The following is a 15,241-nucleotide window of genomic DNA, read 5'->3' as shown; positions in this document are numbered from 1 at the left end:
GAGGCTCATATAGCTCTGCTCGCGGCAAAAGGCAAGTTCGGCGCATCAGCCCGGCGCGGCGCTGGCATCAGGAAAGGCTAAAATTGCATCATTGCGTTAGGCTTCGTTAAAGCGACAAGGCCTTAGACTTCGCTTCAGACGCCATAATCGGGAGCCCGCCATGTCAGCCGCGCTCAATATGACAGCGACAGCAAGCCGGGCCGAAGAAGAACGCCTCGACGCTCTGTTGCGCTACGATGTGCTCGATACGCCGCCCGAGCCGGCCTTTACCCGTATCGCCGAGTTGGTGCGCCTGATCTTCGGCGTCGAAACCTCGATCGTGTCGCTGATGGATGCGCACCGCCAATGGTACAAGGCTGCGCAAGGCACGCCGCGCAACGAGAATGCGCGCGACATCGCCTTTTGCAACACTGTGGTGATGACCGGTCAATCTTTGGTGGTTCCCGACGCGAGCCGGGACGATCGCTTTTGCGACAATCCCCTGGTCACGGTCGATAGCGGCGTCCGTTTTTATGCCGGCGTGCCGCTGACGACAGATGACGGTCACAATATCGGCACCATCTGTGCTGTCGACAGCCAGCCGCGCCAGTTTAGCGACCGCGAGCTCAAGATTCTCCATGAGCTTGCCCGTTTCGTCATGAGCGAACTCGAATTGCGGCGTCTGGCGACGACCGATGGTCTGACAGGCCTCAGCACCCGGCGCGCCTTCAAGGAAGACGCGCAGAAATTCATCGCCCTGGCGCGCCGCCACCGCAGCCAGCTCAGCGCCGTGGCGTTCGATGTCGACAAGTTCAAGGCCGTCAACGACACCTATGGGCATGCCGCTGGGGACGTGGTGCTCAAGGCTGTGAGCGAAGCGGCCCAGGTAGCCTTGCGCGAAAGCGACCTCCTGGGGCGCATCGGAGGCGAGGAATTCGCCATCGTCCTGCCCGATGCCGATTCCGCTTCCGCCATGGCGGTGGCCGAAAAGCTGCGCCATGCCATCGCGCAATTGCGCTTTCCCCATAGCCGGCCGCCGATGACGGTGACGGCAAGTTTTGGGGTAGCCAGTTTCGATCCGGGCCAGGACGACTATGACAGCCTGATGCTCAAGGCCGACGAAGCGCTTTATGAGGCGAAGCGCTCCGGGCGGAATATTTCCATTCCCTGGCGCGGCACGACCGCGGCTACCACACGCCAGATCGAGAGACGCCGCGTGCTCAAGGCCGGCAAGCTCGTGTTCAACGACCGTCACTCGGTGATCGATTGCACTGTCCGCGCCCTTTGGGACAAGGGCGCGGAAGTTCAACTCTCCAACTCGGCGGACGTGCCAGACGTGTTGGCGCTCGAAATTCCATCCTCGAATTTCAAATGGGACGCGAGGGTAGAGATCCGCCGGCCGACGAGCCTCGAATTGTCCTTCGCCTGAGCCGGGCTATTTTTCCCAAGTAACATTGCCGACATCGGCACCCGCTTCATCGAGTAGTTCACGGATGTCCTTGACCATGGCGTCGGGGCCGCACAGGTAGAACTTGCCCGAAAAGTCGCCGACATGGCGCTTGAGGAAATCGGCGTCGATCCGCTCCTGCAAGAGCTTCGATTTTGCGTCTCCCGTCACGGTCCAGATGATATCGAGCCCTTTCATGGCTTCGAACTCGTCGCGAAGGATGATGTCCTTCTCGGTCTGGTTGGAAACGATCAGCCGGTTGCCGGCTATCTTGCCTGTGGCGTTGAGCTGCCGCAGGATGGCTATGAACGGGGTGACACCAGCGCCGCCGGCAATGAAAGTGCCCGGGCCGCGATATTGGATCGTGCCCCACACATCGCGAAGGATCAGCTTGTCGCCCGCACCCAGGGACCAGAGCTGATTGGTCACGCCAGGATGGTCGAAGTAGCTCTTGATGGTGAATTCGAGCGTGTCGTCGTCCGGCAGGCTGGTGAAAGTAAAGGGGCGTTTTTCGTCCTGCCAGCCATCGCGGTCGATGCTGACTTCCGTCGCCTGTCCCGGGGAAAAACCATAGCCTTTGGGTTTTTCGACGCGATAGTGGCGAACGTTGTGGGTGAGGGGGATCGTATCGAGGATCTTGACGCTGATCGACATGTAAAACTCCTGTTTCCGTCACAACCGGAAAGCCTTTGGGCCGGTTCCTGAAGGGCGGGCACAGACACGAAACCCGGTATCAGCAAGGCAACTGAGTTTCGCTATAACCACCTGATTTCATTTGGAAAACCAGCGTGACGAGTTCCGCCTGTTTCAAGAGCGTAAAAGACGAATTTGCCGTCTTGCGGGGAGCATGGCGGGGGATCATCTCCAGGGTGTTCAAAACGAAAGGAACACCAAAATGATCAAGAACACCGTTATCGCCCTTGTTGCCACTGCAACTCTCGCCGGCTTTGCCGCACCAAGCATTGCCGCCACCTCGATCGGTTCCAATGACGACCAGAGCTATGATTTCGACACCGCGCTTTCCGAGCTGCAGGCCCGTGGCATCAGCGCCGTTTCAGTCGAACTGTGGGGTGACGACGTGGTCCGCGCTTTTGTCACCAATGAAGACGGCACGCAGACCATGGCCTTCTTCACTCGCGACACGCTGACCCCCCTGGCCAGCTGAGACGCAAAGCCCCGCAAGCCGCGGACCGCGGAGCGGCTTTCGGCAAAAGGCCCCAATTGGGGCCTTTTCTTTTGCCGGTCAATCGTCGCCTTCGTCGATAACGATAAGGGGCTGGCTGGCATCGAACCGATCGCGCGCCTCGTTGACCGCATCACGATTGCGAAGGGCAAAAGCGCGCCATTGATCGGCCAGATGCAGCAGTTCGACGCCGATTTCGGTCAGTGCATAATCGACGCGCGGCGGAATGGTGGCAAAGGCGGTGCGCGTCACGAAGCCATCGCGCTCAAGTTCGCGCAGGGTCATGGTCAGGGATTTTTGCGACACGCCGCCCATGGCGCGGCGGAGCTGATTGAAGCGGCGGGTGCCCTGGCGCAGTTCGCTGATAACGACGAGTGTCCATTTGCCGGGTCGCACGACGAGCAGTTCATGATCGGATGGAGTGCTCTGAAAAGCATGACCTGGCATGGGAAACCCCCGGACGCGACCAGCAAGAAGAGGCCGTTCGCGTCTTCGCGAGCCGGCTTGTCTTCCCGATATGGGGCGCGATCGGCCGAGGTCCAGTCACTGAACCCCATTTAATTCGCCGCTTTTGGTGAACGCTCTGTGCAGTTCAGCGGCGCGGGAAGGTGAAATAAAAGCTTACGAGCCGCCCTTCGCGACGGGCTTTTTGCTCATAGCGCGTCGCCTCCCAGCCCGGATAAGGCTGGTGCCATTCTCCCGGCGTCTTGGGAGCGAAGGTGAATGCCGGCTCGCGCAGAATATGCGCCAGCGTCCAATCGGCATAGTCTTCGATGTCGGTGGCAAAGTGGAACGTTCCGCCGGGCCGGATGACGCGCGCCAGTTCCTTGAGCGTCGTCGGCGACACGAAGCGCCGCTTGTGATGGCGCGTCTTGGGCCACGGATCGGGATAGAGCAGATAGACGGCGTCGACGCTCGCATCGGGCAGAGTGACGAGCAGCTTCAGCGCGTCATCGGTGAAAAGCCGGATATTGCCGATGTCCCTGGCGATGATGGCCTGCACCATCTTGCCGATGCCGCCGGTAAAGACTTCGCAGCCGATAAAGCCGGTTTCCGGCTCCTCGCTCGCCTTGCGCGCCAGATGTTCGCCGCCGCCATAGCCGATCTCGATGACGATGCGATTGGCGTTGGGAAACAGCGACTTTGGGTCGAGGCGATCGGTCAGCGCGATCTCGAGTTCGGGCAGGGCCTCGTCGACCATGGCCTTCTGCCCGTCATGCAGCTTCTTGCCGGAGCGGCGGCCGAAAAAGGCGCGCGGCTCGCCCGAAAGGGTTTTGGGGTGTTCGTGGCTGTCGGACATGGTCTCAAAGTGGAAAAGAAGAAGGCCTCTCTCCCGCAATCGCGGAAAAGAGGCCTTGGGTCAATGGCAGCGGGAAGTCAGACGACGGCCTGCTTGAGGGCCCGTACGAGATCGGTCTTCTCCCAGGAGAAGCTGCCGTCGCGGCCTGGCTTGCGGCCGAAATGGCCATAGGCCGAGGTCTTGGCGTAGATGGGCTTGTTGAGGTCGAGATGGGTGCGGATGCCGCGCGGGGTCAGGTCCATCACCTCGGCCAGAGCTTTTTCGAGTTTGGCTTCGTCGACCTTGCCGGTGCCGTGAAGGTCGACATAGATCGAAAGCGGCTTGGCAACGCCGATGGCGTAGCTGAGCTGGATGGTCGCGCGGTCGGCAAGGCCGGCGGCGACGACGTTTTTCGCAAGGTAGCGCGCCGCATAGGCCGCAGAACGGTCGACCTTGGTCGGGTCCTTGCCCGAAAAGGCGCCACCACCATGCGGGGCCGCGCCACCATAGGTATCCACGATGATCTTGCGGCCGGTGAGGCCCGCATCGCCATCGGGGCCGCCGACCACGAACTTGCCGGTCGGATTGACGTGCCAGACGGTCTCGTCGCTGATCCAGCCCTCGGGCAAAGCGGCGCGGACGATCGGCTCGACGATGGTGCGGACATCGGCCGAGGTCAGCGATTCGTCGAGGTGCTGGGTCGAGAGCACGATCTGGGTGACGCCGACGGGCTTGCCATCTTCATAGCGCACCGTCACCTGGCTCTTGGCATCGGGGCCGAGCTTGCCGGCCGGACCATGATTGGCCTTGCGGGCAATGGTCAGGTCTTCGAGGATCTTGTGGGCGTAGTAGATCGGAGCGGGCAGGAGTTCCGGGGTTTCGCGGCTGGCATAGCCGAACATGATGCCCTGGTCGCCGGCGCCGACATCCTTGTTGCCCTTCTCGTCGACACCCTGGGCGATATCGGCCGACTGGCCATGAAGCAGCACGTCGATCTTGCAGGTCTTCCAGTGAAAGCCCGATTGCTCGTAGCCGATGGCGCGAATGGCCTTGCGGGCGGCCGACTTGAACTTTGACGGATTGACGATCGGAGCGCCGGCCTGGTCGTGGAGGACCTTGCCGTCCTTGTCTTTCTTGAGAAGGGTTTCAGGCACGCGGACCTCGCCGGCGATGACGACGCGATTGGTTGTCGCCAGGGTTTCGCAGGCGATGCGCACCTGCGCCATGTCCATCCCGACTTTCTTGGCTTCGCGGAAGACGAGATCGACGATCTCGTCCGAAATACGGTCGCAGACCTTATCGGGATGCCCTTCGGAGACCGACTCGGAGGTAAACTGGTAGGACGAGCGCGCCACGCGAAAACTCCTGAAGATGCAGAAAAGGCCCGAAAAAGGGTCAAACTGGCGGGTTTTTGACATTCCCGGCTCGCTGGGTCAAGCCGGATATAAAGAAAGCTTGATATCATCTCACCTAAGCGTTGAGCAAATCTTGCCTATGGCTGCTGCCTTTCCATTGCCTTGCTGCTGTGCCAAGGAAGAGCAAAAGCAAGAACGGGACGAACCATGGCCATCAGAGTGCACCGCGGCGACCTGCCGAACCTGTCCAATTATGGCCGTGAGGTAGCGATCGATACCGAGACCATGGGTCTTAATCCGCACCGCGATCGGCTCTGCGTCGTGCAGCTGTCGCCTGGCGATGGCAGCGCCGACGTGATCCAGATCCCGCAGGACCTGAGCGAGGCGCCGAACCTTGTCAAACTGCTGACCGATCCGGCCGTCACCAAGATTTTCCACTATGCCCGCTTCGACGTTGCCGTCCTGCAGCAAAGGTTTGGCGTCGTGACCGGCCCGATCTATTGCACCAAGATCGCCTCGCGCCTCGTGCGTACCTATACCGACCGCCACGGGCTCAAGGAGCTGGTGCGCGAGCTGCTCAATGTCGATCTTTCCAAGCAGCAGCAGAGTTCGGACTGGGGCAGCGACAAGCTCAGCGATGCCCAGCTCGATTATGCCGCTTCGGACGTTCTCTATCTGCACGACCTCAAGCGCCACCTCGATCGCATGCTGAAACGTGAAAATCGCATGGAGCTGGCCCAATCCTGCTTCGATTTCGTCAAGACCCGCTGCGCCCTAGATCTCCTGGGCTGGCAGGAAACCGACATTTTCGCCCATAGCTGAGGACCGCTCTTGGCTCTCGCTGCGCAGCACGGTCGCACCACCCGCTACAAGAAACTGCTTCGCCGCAACCGCGTCGTCAGCGTGCTGCGGCTGGCCGTGCCGGTTTTCGGCGCGGTGACGCTGGCAGCGCTCCTGGCACAGATCGCGCTGTCGAGCCTTGGCGCGCGCTACAGCATCGGCAGCATTGAAGTAAGCCCCGAGCGGATCAAGGTCGAAGCGCCCGAATATGCCGGCACCATGGCCGACGGTTCGACCTATCGCGTATGGGCCGAAGAGGCCGCAGCAACGGTTGAAAACACCGATCTGATTGCGCTCAACAATGCGCGCGTGGTGCTGCAGCGGCTCGACGGCTTGCGGCGCGAAGCCTCGGCGGCCATCGGCATGCTCGACACGTCTACCCAAGAGGTCCGGGTCGAAGGGGCCACCGATATCAGCGATTCGAGCGGAACTTCGGGGCGGCTCTATGATTCTGTCTTCGATTGGGCGACCCAGACGCTGACCGCGCGCGGACGTGTTTCCATCGACTATGCCGATGGCGCCACTGTGCGGGCGCAAGGCATGGTGCACGAGGCGGAACTGAGCCGCTGGACTTTCACCAAGGCGACCGTCACCTTGCCGTCAACTCCCGGGGAAAACGAGGAATGACTTTTATTCGCTTTGCGCCGATCGTGCTTGCCCTGGCGTTTACTACAGTGCCGGCCCTGGCGCAGACGCCGGTCCAGATCACGGCCGATACCTTTGTTGTTGAAGAAACGAGCAACCAGGCGGTCTTTACCGGCAATGTGGTGGTGAAACACCCGACGGTGAATGTGTGGGCCGATAAGGTCGTCGCGACCTATGGCGAAGGCGGCACCAGCGACATCGAGACGTTCGAGGCGACGGGCAATGTGAAGCTCGAAACGGACGAACAGACCGCAACGGGCGAGAAGGCCGTTTTCACCCCCGCCGATCAGCTGCTGCGGCTGACGGGCAATGTTCAGGTCACCAATTCGGGCGGCACCGTCAACGCGGCCGAGCTGGTCGTCAATCTCGAGACCAATGTCTCGACCTTTACCGCCGGGCAGGGCGGTCGCGTTACCGGGGTCTTTACCTCGCAATGACCGAGAAGGACGTCCGCCCGCGGCTCGATCAATCTGGCTGGCTCGTCGCACAGGGTCTTGCCAAGAGTTTTGGCAAGCGCGCCGTGGTGCGCGACGTTTCCCTGGCCGTCAAGAAGGGCGAGGCGGTTGGCCTGCTCGGCCCCAATGGCGCGGGCAAGACCACCGTTTTCACCATGATCATGGGTCTGGTCGCGCCGGACAAGGGCCAGATCAGGCTCGATGGCAATGACATCACCCATCTGCCGCTCTTCCAGCGTGGCCAGCTCGGCGTCGGCTACCTGCCGCAGGAGCCGTCGATTTTCCGCGGCATGACGGTTTCGGGAAACATTCTCGCCATCCTTGAAAACACGGTCAAAAACCGCACCGAGCGCCGGCAGCGGCTTGACCAGTTGCTCGAGGAATTTTCCATCACGCATCTGGCCAAGGCCAATGCGCTATCGCTTTCGGGTGGTGAACGCCGGCGCGTCGAAATCGCGCGCGCCTTGGCGGCTGATCCCGAATTCATGCTGCTCGACGAGCCCTTTGCCGGCGTCGATCCGATCGCGGTGGCTGAAGTGAAGGGTCTTGTGCGTCAATTGACCCAGCGGGGGATCGGCGTCCTCATCACCGACCATGCCGTGCGCGAGACGCTCGGCCTCGTGGACCGCGCCTATGTCATCCATGGCGGCACCGTGATGATCCAGGGCCGGCCAGAAACTATCTCGGCCGATCCCGATGCCCGCCGCGTCTATCTCGGCGAGAATTTCGAGTTCTGACGAAACGACTTGGCACGGAACTTGCCCAAGTGGATTAATTGAGGCATGTTGCCGGCGGGAAGCCGCCCTTCGGGGCATGGGGTGACACGCCAAGGGGTTGAATATATGGCACTTTCGCCGCGGCTGGAGTTTCGCCAGGCGCAGAGCCTGACGCTGACGCCGCAGCTCATGCAGTCGATAAAGCTGCTGCAATTGAGCCATCTCGAACTCAACGAATTCATCGATGCCGAACTCCTGCGCAATCCTCTGCTCGAACGCGAGGATGCCGGAGCCGACTCGCCTGAACCTGAGCCGGGCGAAGCCCAGGAACGCGTCGTCGAACTCAATGCCTATGAAGATACCGTCGCCCAGGGCGACAGGATCAAGGACGCCGACCAGATCGCCGAAGGCTATGATACCGCGGTCGAAAACGTCTTTCCCGATGCCGCGCCAAGTGAAATCGGGGTAGCATCCGGTCCCGACCGCAATGGCAGTTTCGAAGGCGGGGAGGGGCCAGACCTCGACCAGTTCGTTGCAAGCCGGCCGCGCCTCTCCGACCATCTCGAAGCCCAGGCGCAGATGATCTTGCGCACCCCTGCCGATCGGCTGATCGGCCAGCATCTTATCGATGGTCTCAATGAGGCTGGCTATCTCGCCGTCGAACTCGAGGCGGTGGCGGAATTGCTCGGCGCCGAACTCGGCGATGTCGAAGCGGTGCTCGGTGCGCTCCAGGGCTGCGATCCGGTGGGCGTCTTCGCCCGGACGGTTGCCGAATGCCTCAGCCTGCAATTGCGCGAGCGCGATCGGCTCGATCCGATGATGCAGCGCCTCCTCGCGCATCTCGATCTTCTGGCCGACCACAACATGCCGGCACTGCTCAAGGCTGTCGGCTGCGATCGTGAAGACCTTGCCGATATGCTGGCTGAATTGCGGCAGCTCGACCCCCGGCCGGGCCTGGCATTTGACACAGGTCTGGTGGAAGCCGTCGTGCCGGACGTATTCGTGCGCTCAGGGCCGGACGGGTCGTGGCAGATCGAACTCAATACCGAAACCCTGCCCAAAGTGCTGGTCAACCGCGTCTATTACGCGACGGTGACCAAGAAGGCGCGGGATGCGGCCGAAAAGAGCTTTCTGTCCGATTGCCTCGCGACGGCCAACTGGCTGACGAAGAGCCTCGACCAGCGGGCGCAGACCATTACCAAAGTCGCCGCCGAAATCGTCAAGCAGCAGGATGGATTTCTGGCCCACGGCGTCGCCCATTTACGGCCGATGACGCTCAAGATGGTCGCCGAAGAAATCGAAATGCATGAATCAACGGTCAGCCGCGTCACCGCCAACAAATATATGGCCACCCCGCGCGGGCTATATGAGATGAAGTATTTCTTCACCACCGCCATTGCCTCGAGCACCGGAGGCGGCGACCATTCGGCCGAAGCAGTGCGCCACCGCATCCGGCAGCTGATCGATGCGGAGGCGGCCGAGGATATTCTTTCCGACGATACGATCGCCGATATCCTGCGCAAGGAGCAGGGGATCGACGTGGCGCGCCGGACTGTCGCCAAGTACCGCGAGGGCATGAACATCCCCTCTTCGGTGATCCGGCGGCGGCAGAAAAAGGCGCTGCAAAAGATCGCCTGAACCGGTTTGCCGGACAGTTCGGCCTTGTGACGCAAGGATGATGGAATCGGCGGAACCGCCTGCCCGTCGCGCAGCGTTGTATCTATCTCTGGTGGCGAGAAGGCAACGGCGGGAAGGCTAAACCAGGCGCCTTCCGATGTCATCTCCACAATTGCCCGGCACGTGCGCGAAGCGGATTGTCCGCAGCCCGGCGCGGGTCTAGCATCCCAGAGACTGGCTCCCCACATCAAGGGAGACAGCAGGCAGGAAACCCGGAATGTCGGGAATCGGCTTCCGGGTCCTCTTGCGTCGAACACACGACCGAAAGGAAGAAGAAGCCATGGCCTTACGCGTTTCGGGAAAGAACATGGATGTTGGCGATGCCCTTCGGGGCAAAGCGGCGGATCATTTTGCCAATGTCGTCGGAAAGTATTTCGACGGCGGCTATGACGGCCATCTCACCCTGTCACCGGACGGAATCGGCTATCGTGCCGACTGTGTGGTTCACCTTGATTCCGGCACTGTGCTGCAGGCCAGTGCCCAGGGAGGCGACGCCACCTCGGCCTATGAAGTCATGGCGCTCAACATCGAAAAGCGCCTCCGCCGGTACAATCGCAAGCTCAAGCAGCATAGACGCGGACCGGGAACCGGCGCCGACGACGTCACCGCGCAATATACCGTTTTTGGGTCATCGGATGAATTCGACGAGCTCGACGAGGACTATGCGCCGCCCGTCGTGGCAGAGACCACCAAGAGCCTTCGGCAGATGAGCGTCGAGGAAGCCGTCATGGAGCTCGACTATTCCGGTCAGCAGGTTGTGATGTTCCGGCACGCTGGACATGGCGGCCTGAATGTGGTCTACCGCCGCGCGGACGGCAATATTGGCTGGATCGATCCGGCCTTGGGGGCAAATTAACTGGCCTCTCTGCCGCTGAAAAGCTGAAGTAGAGCCTAGGGCAAACTCATGGAATTGGTCGATATTCTGGCGGAGAACGCCGTGCTTAATTGCACGGGCGGAATCTCCAAGCGCCAGCTCTTCGAGGTATTGTCAGAGAAGGCTTCAGAACTCACCGGCATGAATGCATCCGACATTCTCGCGGCCATCAGCGGCCGCGAGGATTTGGGCTCGACCGGCGTCGGCAACGGCATCGCCATCCCCCACGGCAAGATCGCCGGGCTCAAGGGCGTGACGGCAGTGTTCGCCCGGCTCGAGACGCCCATGGATTTTGACGCGGTGGACGATCAGCCGGTCGACGTGGTCATGATGCTGCTCGCCCCTGTCGGCGCGGGCGCCGACCATTTGAAGGCCCTATCGGTTGTGGCCCGCCTTCTGCGCACCGAAGATATCGTCGAACGACTACGCCGGGAGACTGATACCGCGAAACTCTATTCGATCCTCGCCACCTCCATTCGCGACGCCGCCTGATCGATCCTGAGAACAAAAAGAAAGCCCCGTGGACGTCGCTGTCCGCGGGGCTTTTTCATGTTCTGTCGCGCCTTAGTGAAGCGTTGCAAGGCCCAGATTCTGGTCGCCGAGCCATTCGTTGACCGCATCTTCGGTGTCCGCCACCATCAGCGGCGTGCCATCGGCGGACATGACGAGCTGGTACTGCTCGGCATCGTTGAACTCGGCTTCGGTGATCATGCTCGAGAGCAACTTGCCGGAAACCGGTTTGATATAGGCCACCGCGCTGCCGCCGAGGGCGGCGAACTGGGCCTGGGTCAGGTGCCGCAGCGGATTAGCATCCAGCGAAACGGCGTCGTCATTGCGTCTATCCATCATTTTTGGGCCCTTCCTTTACAGCGAGCGGATGTCGATACGGCGGGCAAGCTTGGGCGTCCGGGGACGCTCAAGAGCAATAACGAGCATTCCATGGCTCAAAGTTGCATCTTTCACGATCATGCCATCGGCGAGGAGAAACGTTCGCTGGAATTGCCGTGCCGCAATGCCGCGATGAAGGAACTCCCGGCCGGGTTCATCCTTCTGCTTGCCGCGAACGCTGAGCTGGTTGTCTTCGGTCATGACCTCGAGCTCGCCTTCGGCAAATCCGGCGACAGCGATCGAGATGACGAAGCGTTCGGCACCGTCTTCGGTGGCCGTGCGTTCGATATTGTAAGGAGGGTATCCATCCGCCGACCGGGCAAGCCGATCGATCCTCTCCTCGAAACTGTCAAAGCCGAGGAGGAAGGGCGCGGAAAAGACCGATATACGCGACATCAACGCCGTCCTTGTTCAAGCAAGCAACGATACGTTTCCGACCCAATTGAGTGGCATCGATAACGTGGTCCAGATATGGGTTCGTTGCGCCATGCGTTCAAGTCCGCAGCCTGGCGCGGATGGTCTATTGGGGAAGTCATCGTGTCGCAGCCGCAAACCGTCGCCGTCATCACTCCCGCTTTCCGCGCCCAGGATACCCTGGCAACGACCGTGAGGAGCGTCCTCGACCAAACCCACGCGGATTGGCAGCACTGGATCATCGCCGACGATGGTTTTGATTATGCCGGTTTTCTCCAGGAACGCGGCCTGCGGGACGGGCGGCAGGTCTTTGTCTCGAGCGGCGGCATCGGCAGCGGCGCCTCGCGCACGCGCAATGTTGCGCTCGATCAGCTCCAGACGCCCTACGCCGCCATTCTGGACGCCGATGATCGTTTGAAGCCGGAAAAGCTGGCGCGTGCCGTCGAAGCGCTTGCGCACCACGCCATCGTCACGACCGCCCTCGACGTCATGACCATGGATTTTGTCCATCTTCGCTATGTCGGAAATGGACCCGACCGGGTGATGACGCCGGGCGAGCACAAGTGGATCAGCCTTTCGATGGATTCCATGGTGGTCTGGGATCGCCGCCGGACGGATGCCCGGTATGACCCGACGCTAAGCAACATGACCGACCTTGAATTGCTGCTGCAGCTTTATCGCAAGACGCCGCAATCCATGCATCTTGGCACCCCGCTTCACGATTACATCAAGCGCGATGGATCGATGAGCAATGGCAAGGATGTCGCGGCCGGTATGATCGCCTCGAAAACAGAGATCCTGCGTCGGGTCGAGAGCGGGTTTTACAGCCTGTCCTCGGTCGATCTGGCGGGCATCGCGCGCTTCCTGCGGGTTTCGCTTGTGGCCGAGGCCGCTTTTGGAAAGGCCTTGGCGGAGCATCCGGGGCTCTTGTTCGAAAACCATCTCGAGCCCATGCTTGCCGCGGCCAAGGCATGAAAAAAGGCGGCCCATGAGCCGCCTTGTTGCCGATAGAGGCTCGCTTTTAGAGCGCGTAAAGCGTCACGTCCGTGCTGTTGCGCGCATCGAGACCAACGATCTGGTCGATCTGGAAACCCTGGTCCTGCACGGTACGGGCAAGCGCGGGGTTGTTCTTGATCTTCTGCTGCAGCGAAGCGGTATCGACGTCAATGGCGAGCGAACGGGCTTCGGCCGGGTTGACGGTCAGGACAGTGGCATAGCGCGCATTATCAAGTGCCTGGATCGATGCATTGGCATCGAAGGGGCTTGCCATGACGGCGCCGGCCGAAGTGGCAAGGAGAGCGGCAAGGGCAAAAGTCTTGATGGTACGCATAGGTATACTCCTTTATTTATTGCGCTCCGACGCTTGGAGCGTGTTGAATAGACGCTGAGCGCGCGCATAAAGTTTCATGAATGTTCGGTAAGGTTGAACACCAAAATGTGGGTGATCCAATCCCTGCGGTCTTCGTAGGCACGCTCGCCGCGAGACGGCCTTGCCTTTCTCCCGCATTGCTCCTATAGAGCCCCATCTCCGGATCGCCCGGCCAAAAGGCATGCCGTGGCGGTTTTTGAAAGCGATGGGTGCGCAAGCGCCTGTTAAGACCAATAAGGACCCGCAAAATGCCCAAGATGAAGACCAAGTCCGGCGCCAAGAAGCGTTTCAGCTTCACCGCCTCGGGTAAGGTGAAGGCCGGCGTCGCCGGCAAGCGCCACCGCCTGATCAGCCACAACGCCAAGTACATCCGCACCAACCGCGGCACCAAGATCCTGTCCAAGGGCGACGAGGGTCTGGTGAAGTGGTACATGCCGTACAACCGCTAAGCTGGAAGGACACTAAAATATGGCACGCGTAAAAAGAGGCGTAACCGCCCACGCCCGTCACAAGAAGGTCTTGAAGGCCGCCGAGGGCTATTATGGCCGTCGTAAGTCTACGATCCGTATCGCCAAGCAGGCGGTCGAAAAGGCCGGCCAGTACGCCTATCGCGATCGTCGCGTCAAGAAGCGCAACTTCCGCGCGCTCTGGATCCAGCGTATCAACGCTGCCGTCCGCGAATATGGCCTGACCTATAACCGATTTATCGACGGCCTCAGCAAGGCTGAGGTTGCTGTCGACCGCAAGGTGCTGTCCGATCTCGCGATCACCCAGCCCGAAGCGTTCGGTGCCCTGGTCCAGAAGGCCAAGGCAGCGCTGGCTTATCTCGAGGGCGTCGACAAGACGACCCACGCCCGCGTCACCGCCTAACCTCCAGTTTCTGCTGAGGTCGAAATTGCGCCTTGCGCCACCCTGAAAAGGGCTGGCGCGGGGCGTTTTGTTTTGGTCTAACCGCAATCAAATTTTCCTGCCGAGAGTCTCCCATGTCTTTGGAAACCGACATCAATATGCTGCGCGCCGACCTCTCGGCTGCCATCGCGGCTGCCGACACCGAAGCCACCCTGGATGCGGTGCGTGTCTCGGCTTTGGGCAAGAAGGGTTCGGTCTCGGCGCTTTTGGCAACGCTGGGCGCCATGCCCCATGAAGAGCGCAAGAGCGCCGGCCCCGCCATCAACGGGCTGAAGAACGAAATTGCCGGTCTCATCGAGACCCGCAGCACCCAGTTGAAGGGCGCAGCGCTTGAAGCACGGCTCAAGGCCGAGACAGTCGACGTGACCCTGCCGCTGCCGCCCGCTCCGACCGCCAGGGGCCGCATTCATCCGATTTCGCAGACCATCGACGAAATCACCGCTATTTTTTCGGACATGGGTTTTTCCATTGCCGAAGGACCCGATATCGAGACGGATTACTACAATTTCACGGCGCTGAATTTCCCCGAGGGTCACCCGGCGCGTGAAATGCACGACACCTTCTTCATGAAACCTGGCCCCGACGGGGTGAAGAAGGTGCTTCGGACGCATACCTCGCCCGTGCAGGTGCGTGTGATGCAAAAGACCAATGAGAAGACCGCAGCATCCTACCTGACCCCGTCGCAGGATCCGCCCATCCGCGTCGTCATGCCCGGCCGCACCTATCGTAACGATAGCGACCAGACGCATACGCCGATGTTCCACCAGGTCGAGGGTCTCGTCATCGACAAGGATTCCCACATCGGCCAGCTCCGCTGGGTGCTCGAAGAATTTTTAAAGGCCTTCTTTGAAGTGCCGAGCGTGACCCTGCGCTTCCGCCCGAGCTTCTTCCCCTTCACCGAGCCGAGTATGGAAGTCGACGTGCAGTGCGACCGCTCAGGCTCGGAGGTGAAGATCGGCGAGGGCAAGGATTGGCTCGAAATTCTCGGCTGCGGCATGGTGCACCCCAATGTGCTGCGCAATGCCGGGCTCGATCCCGATGTCTACCAGGGCTTTGCCTGGGGCATGGGCATCGATCGTCTCGCCATGCTGAAATATGGCATGCCGGATCTGCGCGCCTTCTTTGACGCCGATCAGCGCTGGATCGAACATTACGGATTTAGGCCGCTCGACTTGCCGACCCTGTTCGGCGGACTTTCGAGCTAAGGAGCC

At 60.8% G+C, this 15,241-nt stretch carries 20 protein-coding genes; 13 read left to right on the top strand and 7 right to left on the bottom strand.

The window, feature by feature from the left end; genetic code table 11:
• The first annotated feature begins 160 nt into the window (after window positions 1-160).
• Entirely contained in the window at window positions 161-1,408 is a 1,248-nt protein-coding gene (locus VW35_RS09620; RefSeq protein WP_046142831.1) for a sensor domain-containing diguanylate cyclase, read from the top strand.
• 6 nt (window positions 1,409-1,414) lie between these two features.
• On the opposite strand, the gene VW35_RS09615 is transcribed toward VW35_RS09620, so the two are convergent.
• On the bottom strand, window positions 1,415-2,080 hold the full coding sequence (locus VW35_RS09615; protein WP_046142830.1) for a ferredoxin reductase domain-containing protein: 666 nt from the start codon (window positions 2,078-2,080) through the stop codon (window positions 1,415-1,417).
• 241 nt (window positions 2,081-2,321) lie between these two features.
• Between VW35_RS09615 and VW35_RS09610 the strand changes: the two genes are divergently transcribed.
• Complete coding sequence (locus tag VW35_RS09610) at window positions 2,322-2,591, top strand: hypothetical protein (RefSeq protein WP_152662545.1); 270 nt, start codon at window positions 2,322-2,324, stop codon at window positions 2,589-2,591.
• A 78-nt stretch (window positions 2,592-2,669) separates the two neighbouring features.
• On the opposite strand, the gene VW35_RS09605 is transcribed toward VW35_RS09610, so the two are convergent.
• From VW35_RS09605 to metK, 3 genes are all read right to left on the bottom strand, one after another.
• Window positions 2,670-3,056, bottom strand: coding sequence for a winged helix-turn-helix transcriptional regulator (locus tag VW35_RS09605; protein WP_052951625.1), 387 nt, complete (start codon window positions 3,054-3,056; stop codon window positions 2,670-2,672).
• 145 nt (window positions 3,057-3,201) lie between these two features.
• A complete protein-coding gene (gene trmB / locus VW35_RS09600; RefSeq protein ID WP_046142828.1) occupies window positions 3,202-3,909 on the bottom strand; it encodes a tRNA (guanosine(46)-N7)-methyltransferase TrmB in 708 nt (235 codons plus the stop codon).
• A gap of 77 nt (window positions 3,910-3,986) precedes the next feature.
• Window positions 3,987-5,243 (bottom strand): methionine adenosyltransferase, encoded by a 1,257-nt coding sequence (metK, locus tag VW35_RS09595; protein WP_046143044.1) that lies wholly within the window; start codon window positions 5,241-5,243, stop codon window positions 3,987-3,989.
• A gap of 207 nt (window positions 5,244-5,450) precedes the next feature.
• Between metK and VW35_RS09590 the strand changes: the two genes are divergently transcribed.
• From VW35_RS09590 to VW35_RS09560, 7 genes are all read left to right on the top strand, one after another.
• A complete protein-coding gene (locus VW35_RS09590) occupies window positions 5,451-6,065 on the top strand; it encodes a ribonuclease D (protein WP_046142827.1) in 615 nt (204 codons plus the stop codon).
• 9 nt (window positions 6,066-6,074) lie between these two features.
• A complete protein-coding gene (locus VW35_RS09585) occupies window positions 6,075-6,710 on the top strand; it encodes a hypothetical protein (protein WP_046142826.1) in 636 nt (211 codons plus the stop codon).
• Complete coding sequence (gene lptA, locus VW35_RS09580) at window positions 6,707-7,165, top strand: lipopolysaccharide transport periplasmic protein LptA (protein WP_052951624.1); 459 nt, start codon at window positions 6,707-6,709, stop codon at window positions 7,163-7,165. The genes VW35_RS09585 and lptA overlap by 4 nt, the downstream gene beginning before the upstream one ends.
• Window positions 7,162-7,920, top strand: a complete 759-nt coding sequence (lptB, locus tag VW35_RS09575) for an LPS export ABC transporter ATP-binding protein (RefSeq protein WP_046142825.1) — start codon at window positions 7,162-7,164, stop codon at window positions 7,918-7,920. Before lptA ends, lptB begins: the two co-directional genes overlap by 4 nt.
• Before the next feature lie 105 nt (window positions 7,921-8,025).
• Window positions 8,026-9,537 carry an RNA polymerase factor sigma-54 gene (gene rpoN / locus VW35_RS09570; protein WP_046142824.1) on the top strand — a complete coding sequence of 504 codons (1,512 nt, stop codon included), beginning with the start codon at window positions 8,026-8,028 and terminating at the stop codon, window positions 9,535-9,537.
• Between the two features lie 319 nt (window positions 9,538-9,856).
• Window positions 9,857-10,432, top strand: coding sequence for a ribosome hibernation-promoting factor, HPF/YfiA family (gene hpf / locus VW35_RS09565; RefSeq protein ID WP_046143042.1), 576 nt, complete (start codon window positions 9,857-9,859; stop codon window positions 10,430-10,432).
• A gap of 48 nt (window positions 10,433-10,480) precedes the next feature.
• Entirely contained in the window at window positions 10,481-10,942 is a 462-nt protein-coding gene (locus VW35_RS09560) for a PTS sugar transporter subunit IIA (RefSeq protein WP_046142823.1), read from the top strand.
• 72 nt (window positions 10,943-11,014) lie between these two features.
• Here VW35_RS09560 and VW35_RS09555 read toward each other — a convergent pair whose 3' ends face one another.
• A complete protein-coding gene (locus VW35_RS09555; protein ID WP_046142822.1) occupies window positions 11,015-11,299 on the bottom strand; it encodes a DUF1150 family protein in 285 nt (94 codons plus the stop codon).
• 15 nt (window positions 11,300-11,314) lie between these two features.
• On the bottom strand, window positions 11,315-11,734 hold the full coding sequence (locus tag VW35_RS09550) for an Hsp20 family protein (RefSeq protein WP_046142821.1): 420 nt from the start codon (window positions 11,732-11,734) through the stop codon (window positions 11,315-11,317).
• A 141-nt stretch (window positions 11,735-11,875) separates the two neighbouring features.
• Here VW35_RS09550 and VW35_RS20575 point away from each other — a divergent pair, with 141 nt between their 5' ends.
• Complete coding sequence (locus tag VW35_RS20575; RefSeq protein ID WP_161796890.1) at window positions 11,876-12,727, top strand: glycosyltransferase family 2 protein; 852 nt, start codon at window positions 11,876-11,878, stop codon at window positions 12,725-12,727.
• Window positions 12,728-12,773: 46 nt separating this feature from the next.
• On the opposite strand, the gene VW35_RS09540 is transcribed toward VW35_RS20575, so the two are convergent.
• A complete protein-coding gene (locus VW35_RS09540) occupies window positions 12,774-13,082 on the bottom strand; it encodes a hypothetical protein (RefSeq protein ID WP_046142820.1) in 309 nt (102 codons plus the stop codon).
• A 287-nt stretch (window positions 13,083-13,369) separates the two neighbouring features.
• On the opposite strand from VW35_RS09540, the gene rpmI reads away from it, so the two are divergent.
• The 3 genes from rpmI (at window position 13,370) to pheS (ending at window position 15,235) form a co-directional block, all read left to right on the top strand.
• Window positions 13,370-13,570 (top strand): 50S ribosomal protein L35, encoded by a 201-nt coding sequence (gene rpmI / locus VW35_RS09535; RefSeq protein ID WP_035084480.1) that lies wholly within the window; start codon window positions 13,370-13,372, stop codon window positions 13,568-13,570.
• A 19-nt stretch (window positions 13,571-13,589) separates the two neighbouring features.
• The gene (gene rplT / locus VW35_RS09530) at window positions 13,590-13,991 is read left to right on the top strand and encodes a 50S ribosomal protein L20 (RefSeq protein ID WP_046142819.1); all 402 of its coding nucleotides are present in this window, start codon (window positions 13,590-13,592) and stop codon (window positions 13,989-13,991) included.
• Between the two features lie 113 nt (window positions 13,992-14,104).
• Window positions 14,105-15,235, top strand: a complete 1,131-nt coding sequence (gene pheS, locus VW35_RS09525) for a phenylalanine--tRNA ligase subunit alpha (protein WP_046142818.1) — start codon at window positions 14,105-14,107, stop codon at window positions 15,233-15,235.
• The last annotated feature ends 6 nt before the right edge of the window (window positions 15,236-15,241 follow it).

It is taken from the genome of Devosia soli (assembly GCF_000970455.1).
Lineage (GTDB): Bacteria > Pseudomonadota > Alphaproteobacteria > Rhizobiales > Devosiaceae > Devosia > Devosia soli.
Note: the sequence above shows the minus strand (reverse complement) of the source record. Positions and strands in the feature narration are given on the sequence as shown.

Bases quoted from the DNA above. Each gene is read 5' to 3' on its own strand.
- VW35_RS09620 (WP_046142831.1), top strand. From the start codon at position 161: ATGTCAGCCGCGCTCAATATGACAGCGACAGCAAGCCGGGCCGAAGAA.
- VW35_RS09615 (WP_046142830.1), bottom strand. From the start codon at position 2,080: ATGTCGATCAGCGTCAAGATCCTCGATACGATCCCCCTCACCCACAAC.
- VW35_RS09610 (WP_152662545.1), top strand. From the start codon at position 2,322: ATGATCAAGAACACCGTTATCGCCCTTGTTGCCACTGCAACTCTCGCC.
- VW35_RS09605 (WP_052951625.1), bottom strand. From the start codon at position 3,056: ATGCCAGGTCATGCTTTTCAGAGCACTCCATCCGATCATGAACTGCTC.
- trmB (WP_046142828.1), bottom strand. From the start codon at position 3,909: ATGTCCGACAGCCACGAACACCCCAAAACCCTTTCGGGCGAGCCGCGC.
- VW35_RS09590 (WP_046142827.1), top strand. From the start codon at position 5,451: ATGGCCATCAGAGTGCACCGCGGCGACCTGCCGAACCTGTCCAATTAT.
- lptA (WP_052951624.1), top strand. From the start codon at position 6,707: ATGACTTTTATTCGCTTTGCGCCGATCGTGCTTGCCCTGGCGTTTACT.
- lptB (WP_046142825.1), top strand. From the start codon at position 7,162: ATGACCGAGAAGGACGTCCGCCCGCGGCTCGATCAATCTGGCTGGCTC.
- rpoN (WP_046142824.1), top strand. From the start codon at position 8,026: ATGGCACTTTCGCCGCGGCTGGAGTTTCGCCAGGCGCAGAGCCTGACG.
- hpf (WP_046143042.1), top strand. From the start codon at position 9,857: ATGGCCTTACGCGTTTCGGGAAAGAACATGGATGTTGGCGATGCCCTT.
- VW35_RS09560 (WP_046142823.1), top strand. From the start codon at position 10,481: ATGGAATTGGTCGATATTCTGGCGGAGAACGCCGTGCTTAATTGCACG.
- VW35_RS09555 (WP_046142822.1), bottom strand. From the start codon at position 11,299: ATGATGGATAGACGCAATGACGACGCCGTTTCGCTGGATGCTAATCCG.
- VW35_RS09550 (WP_046142821.1), bottom strand. From the start codon at position 11,734: ATGTCGCGTATATCGGTCTTTTCCGCGCCCTTCCTCCTCGGCTTTGAC.
- VW35_RS09540 (WP_046142820.1), bottom strand. From the start codon at position 13,082: ATGCGTACCATCAAGACTTTTGCCCTTGCCGCTCTCCTTGCCACTTCG.
- rpmI (WP_035084480.1), top strand. From the start codon at position 13,370: ATGCCCAAGATGAAGACCAAGTCCGGCGCCAAGAAGCGTTTCAGCTTC.
- rplT (WP_046142819.1), top strand. From the start codon at position 13,590: ATGGCACGCGTAAAAAGAGGCGTAACCGCCCACGCCCGTCACAAGAAG.
- pheS (WP_046142818.1), top strand. From the start codon at position 14,105: ATGTCTTTGGAAACCGACATCAATATGCTGCGCGCCGACCTCTCGGCT.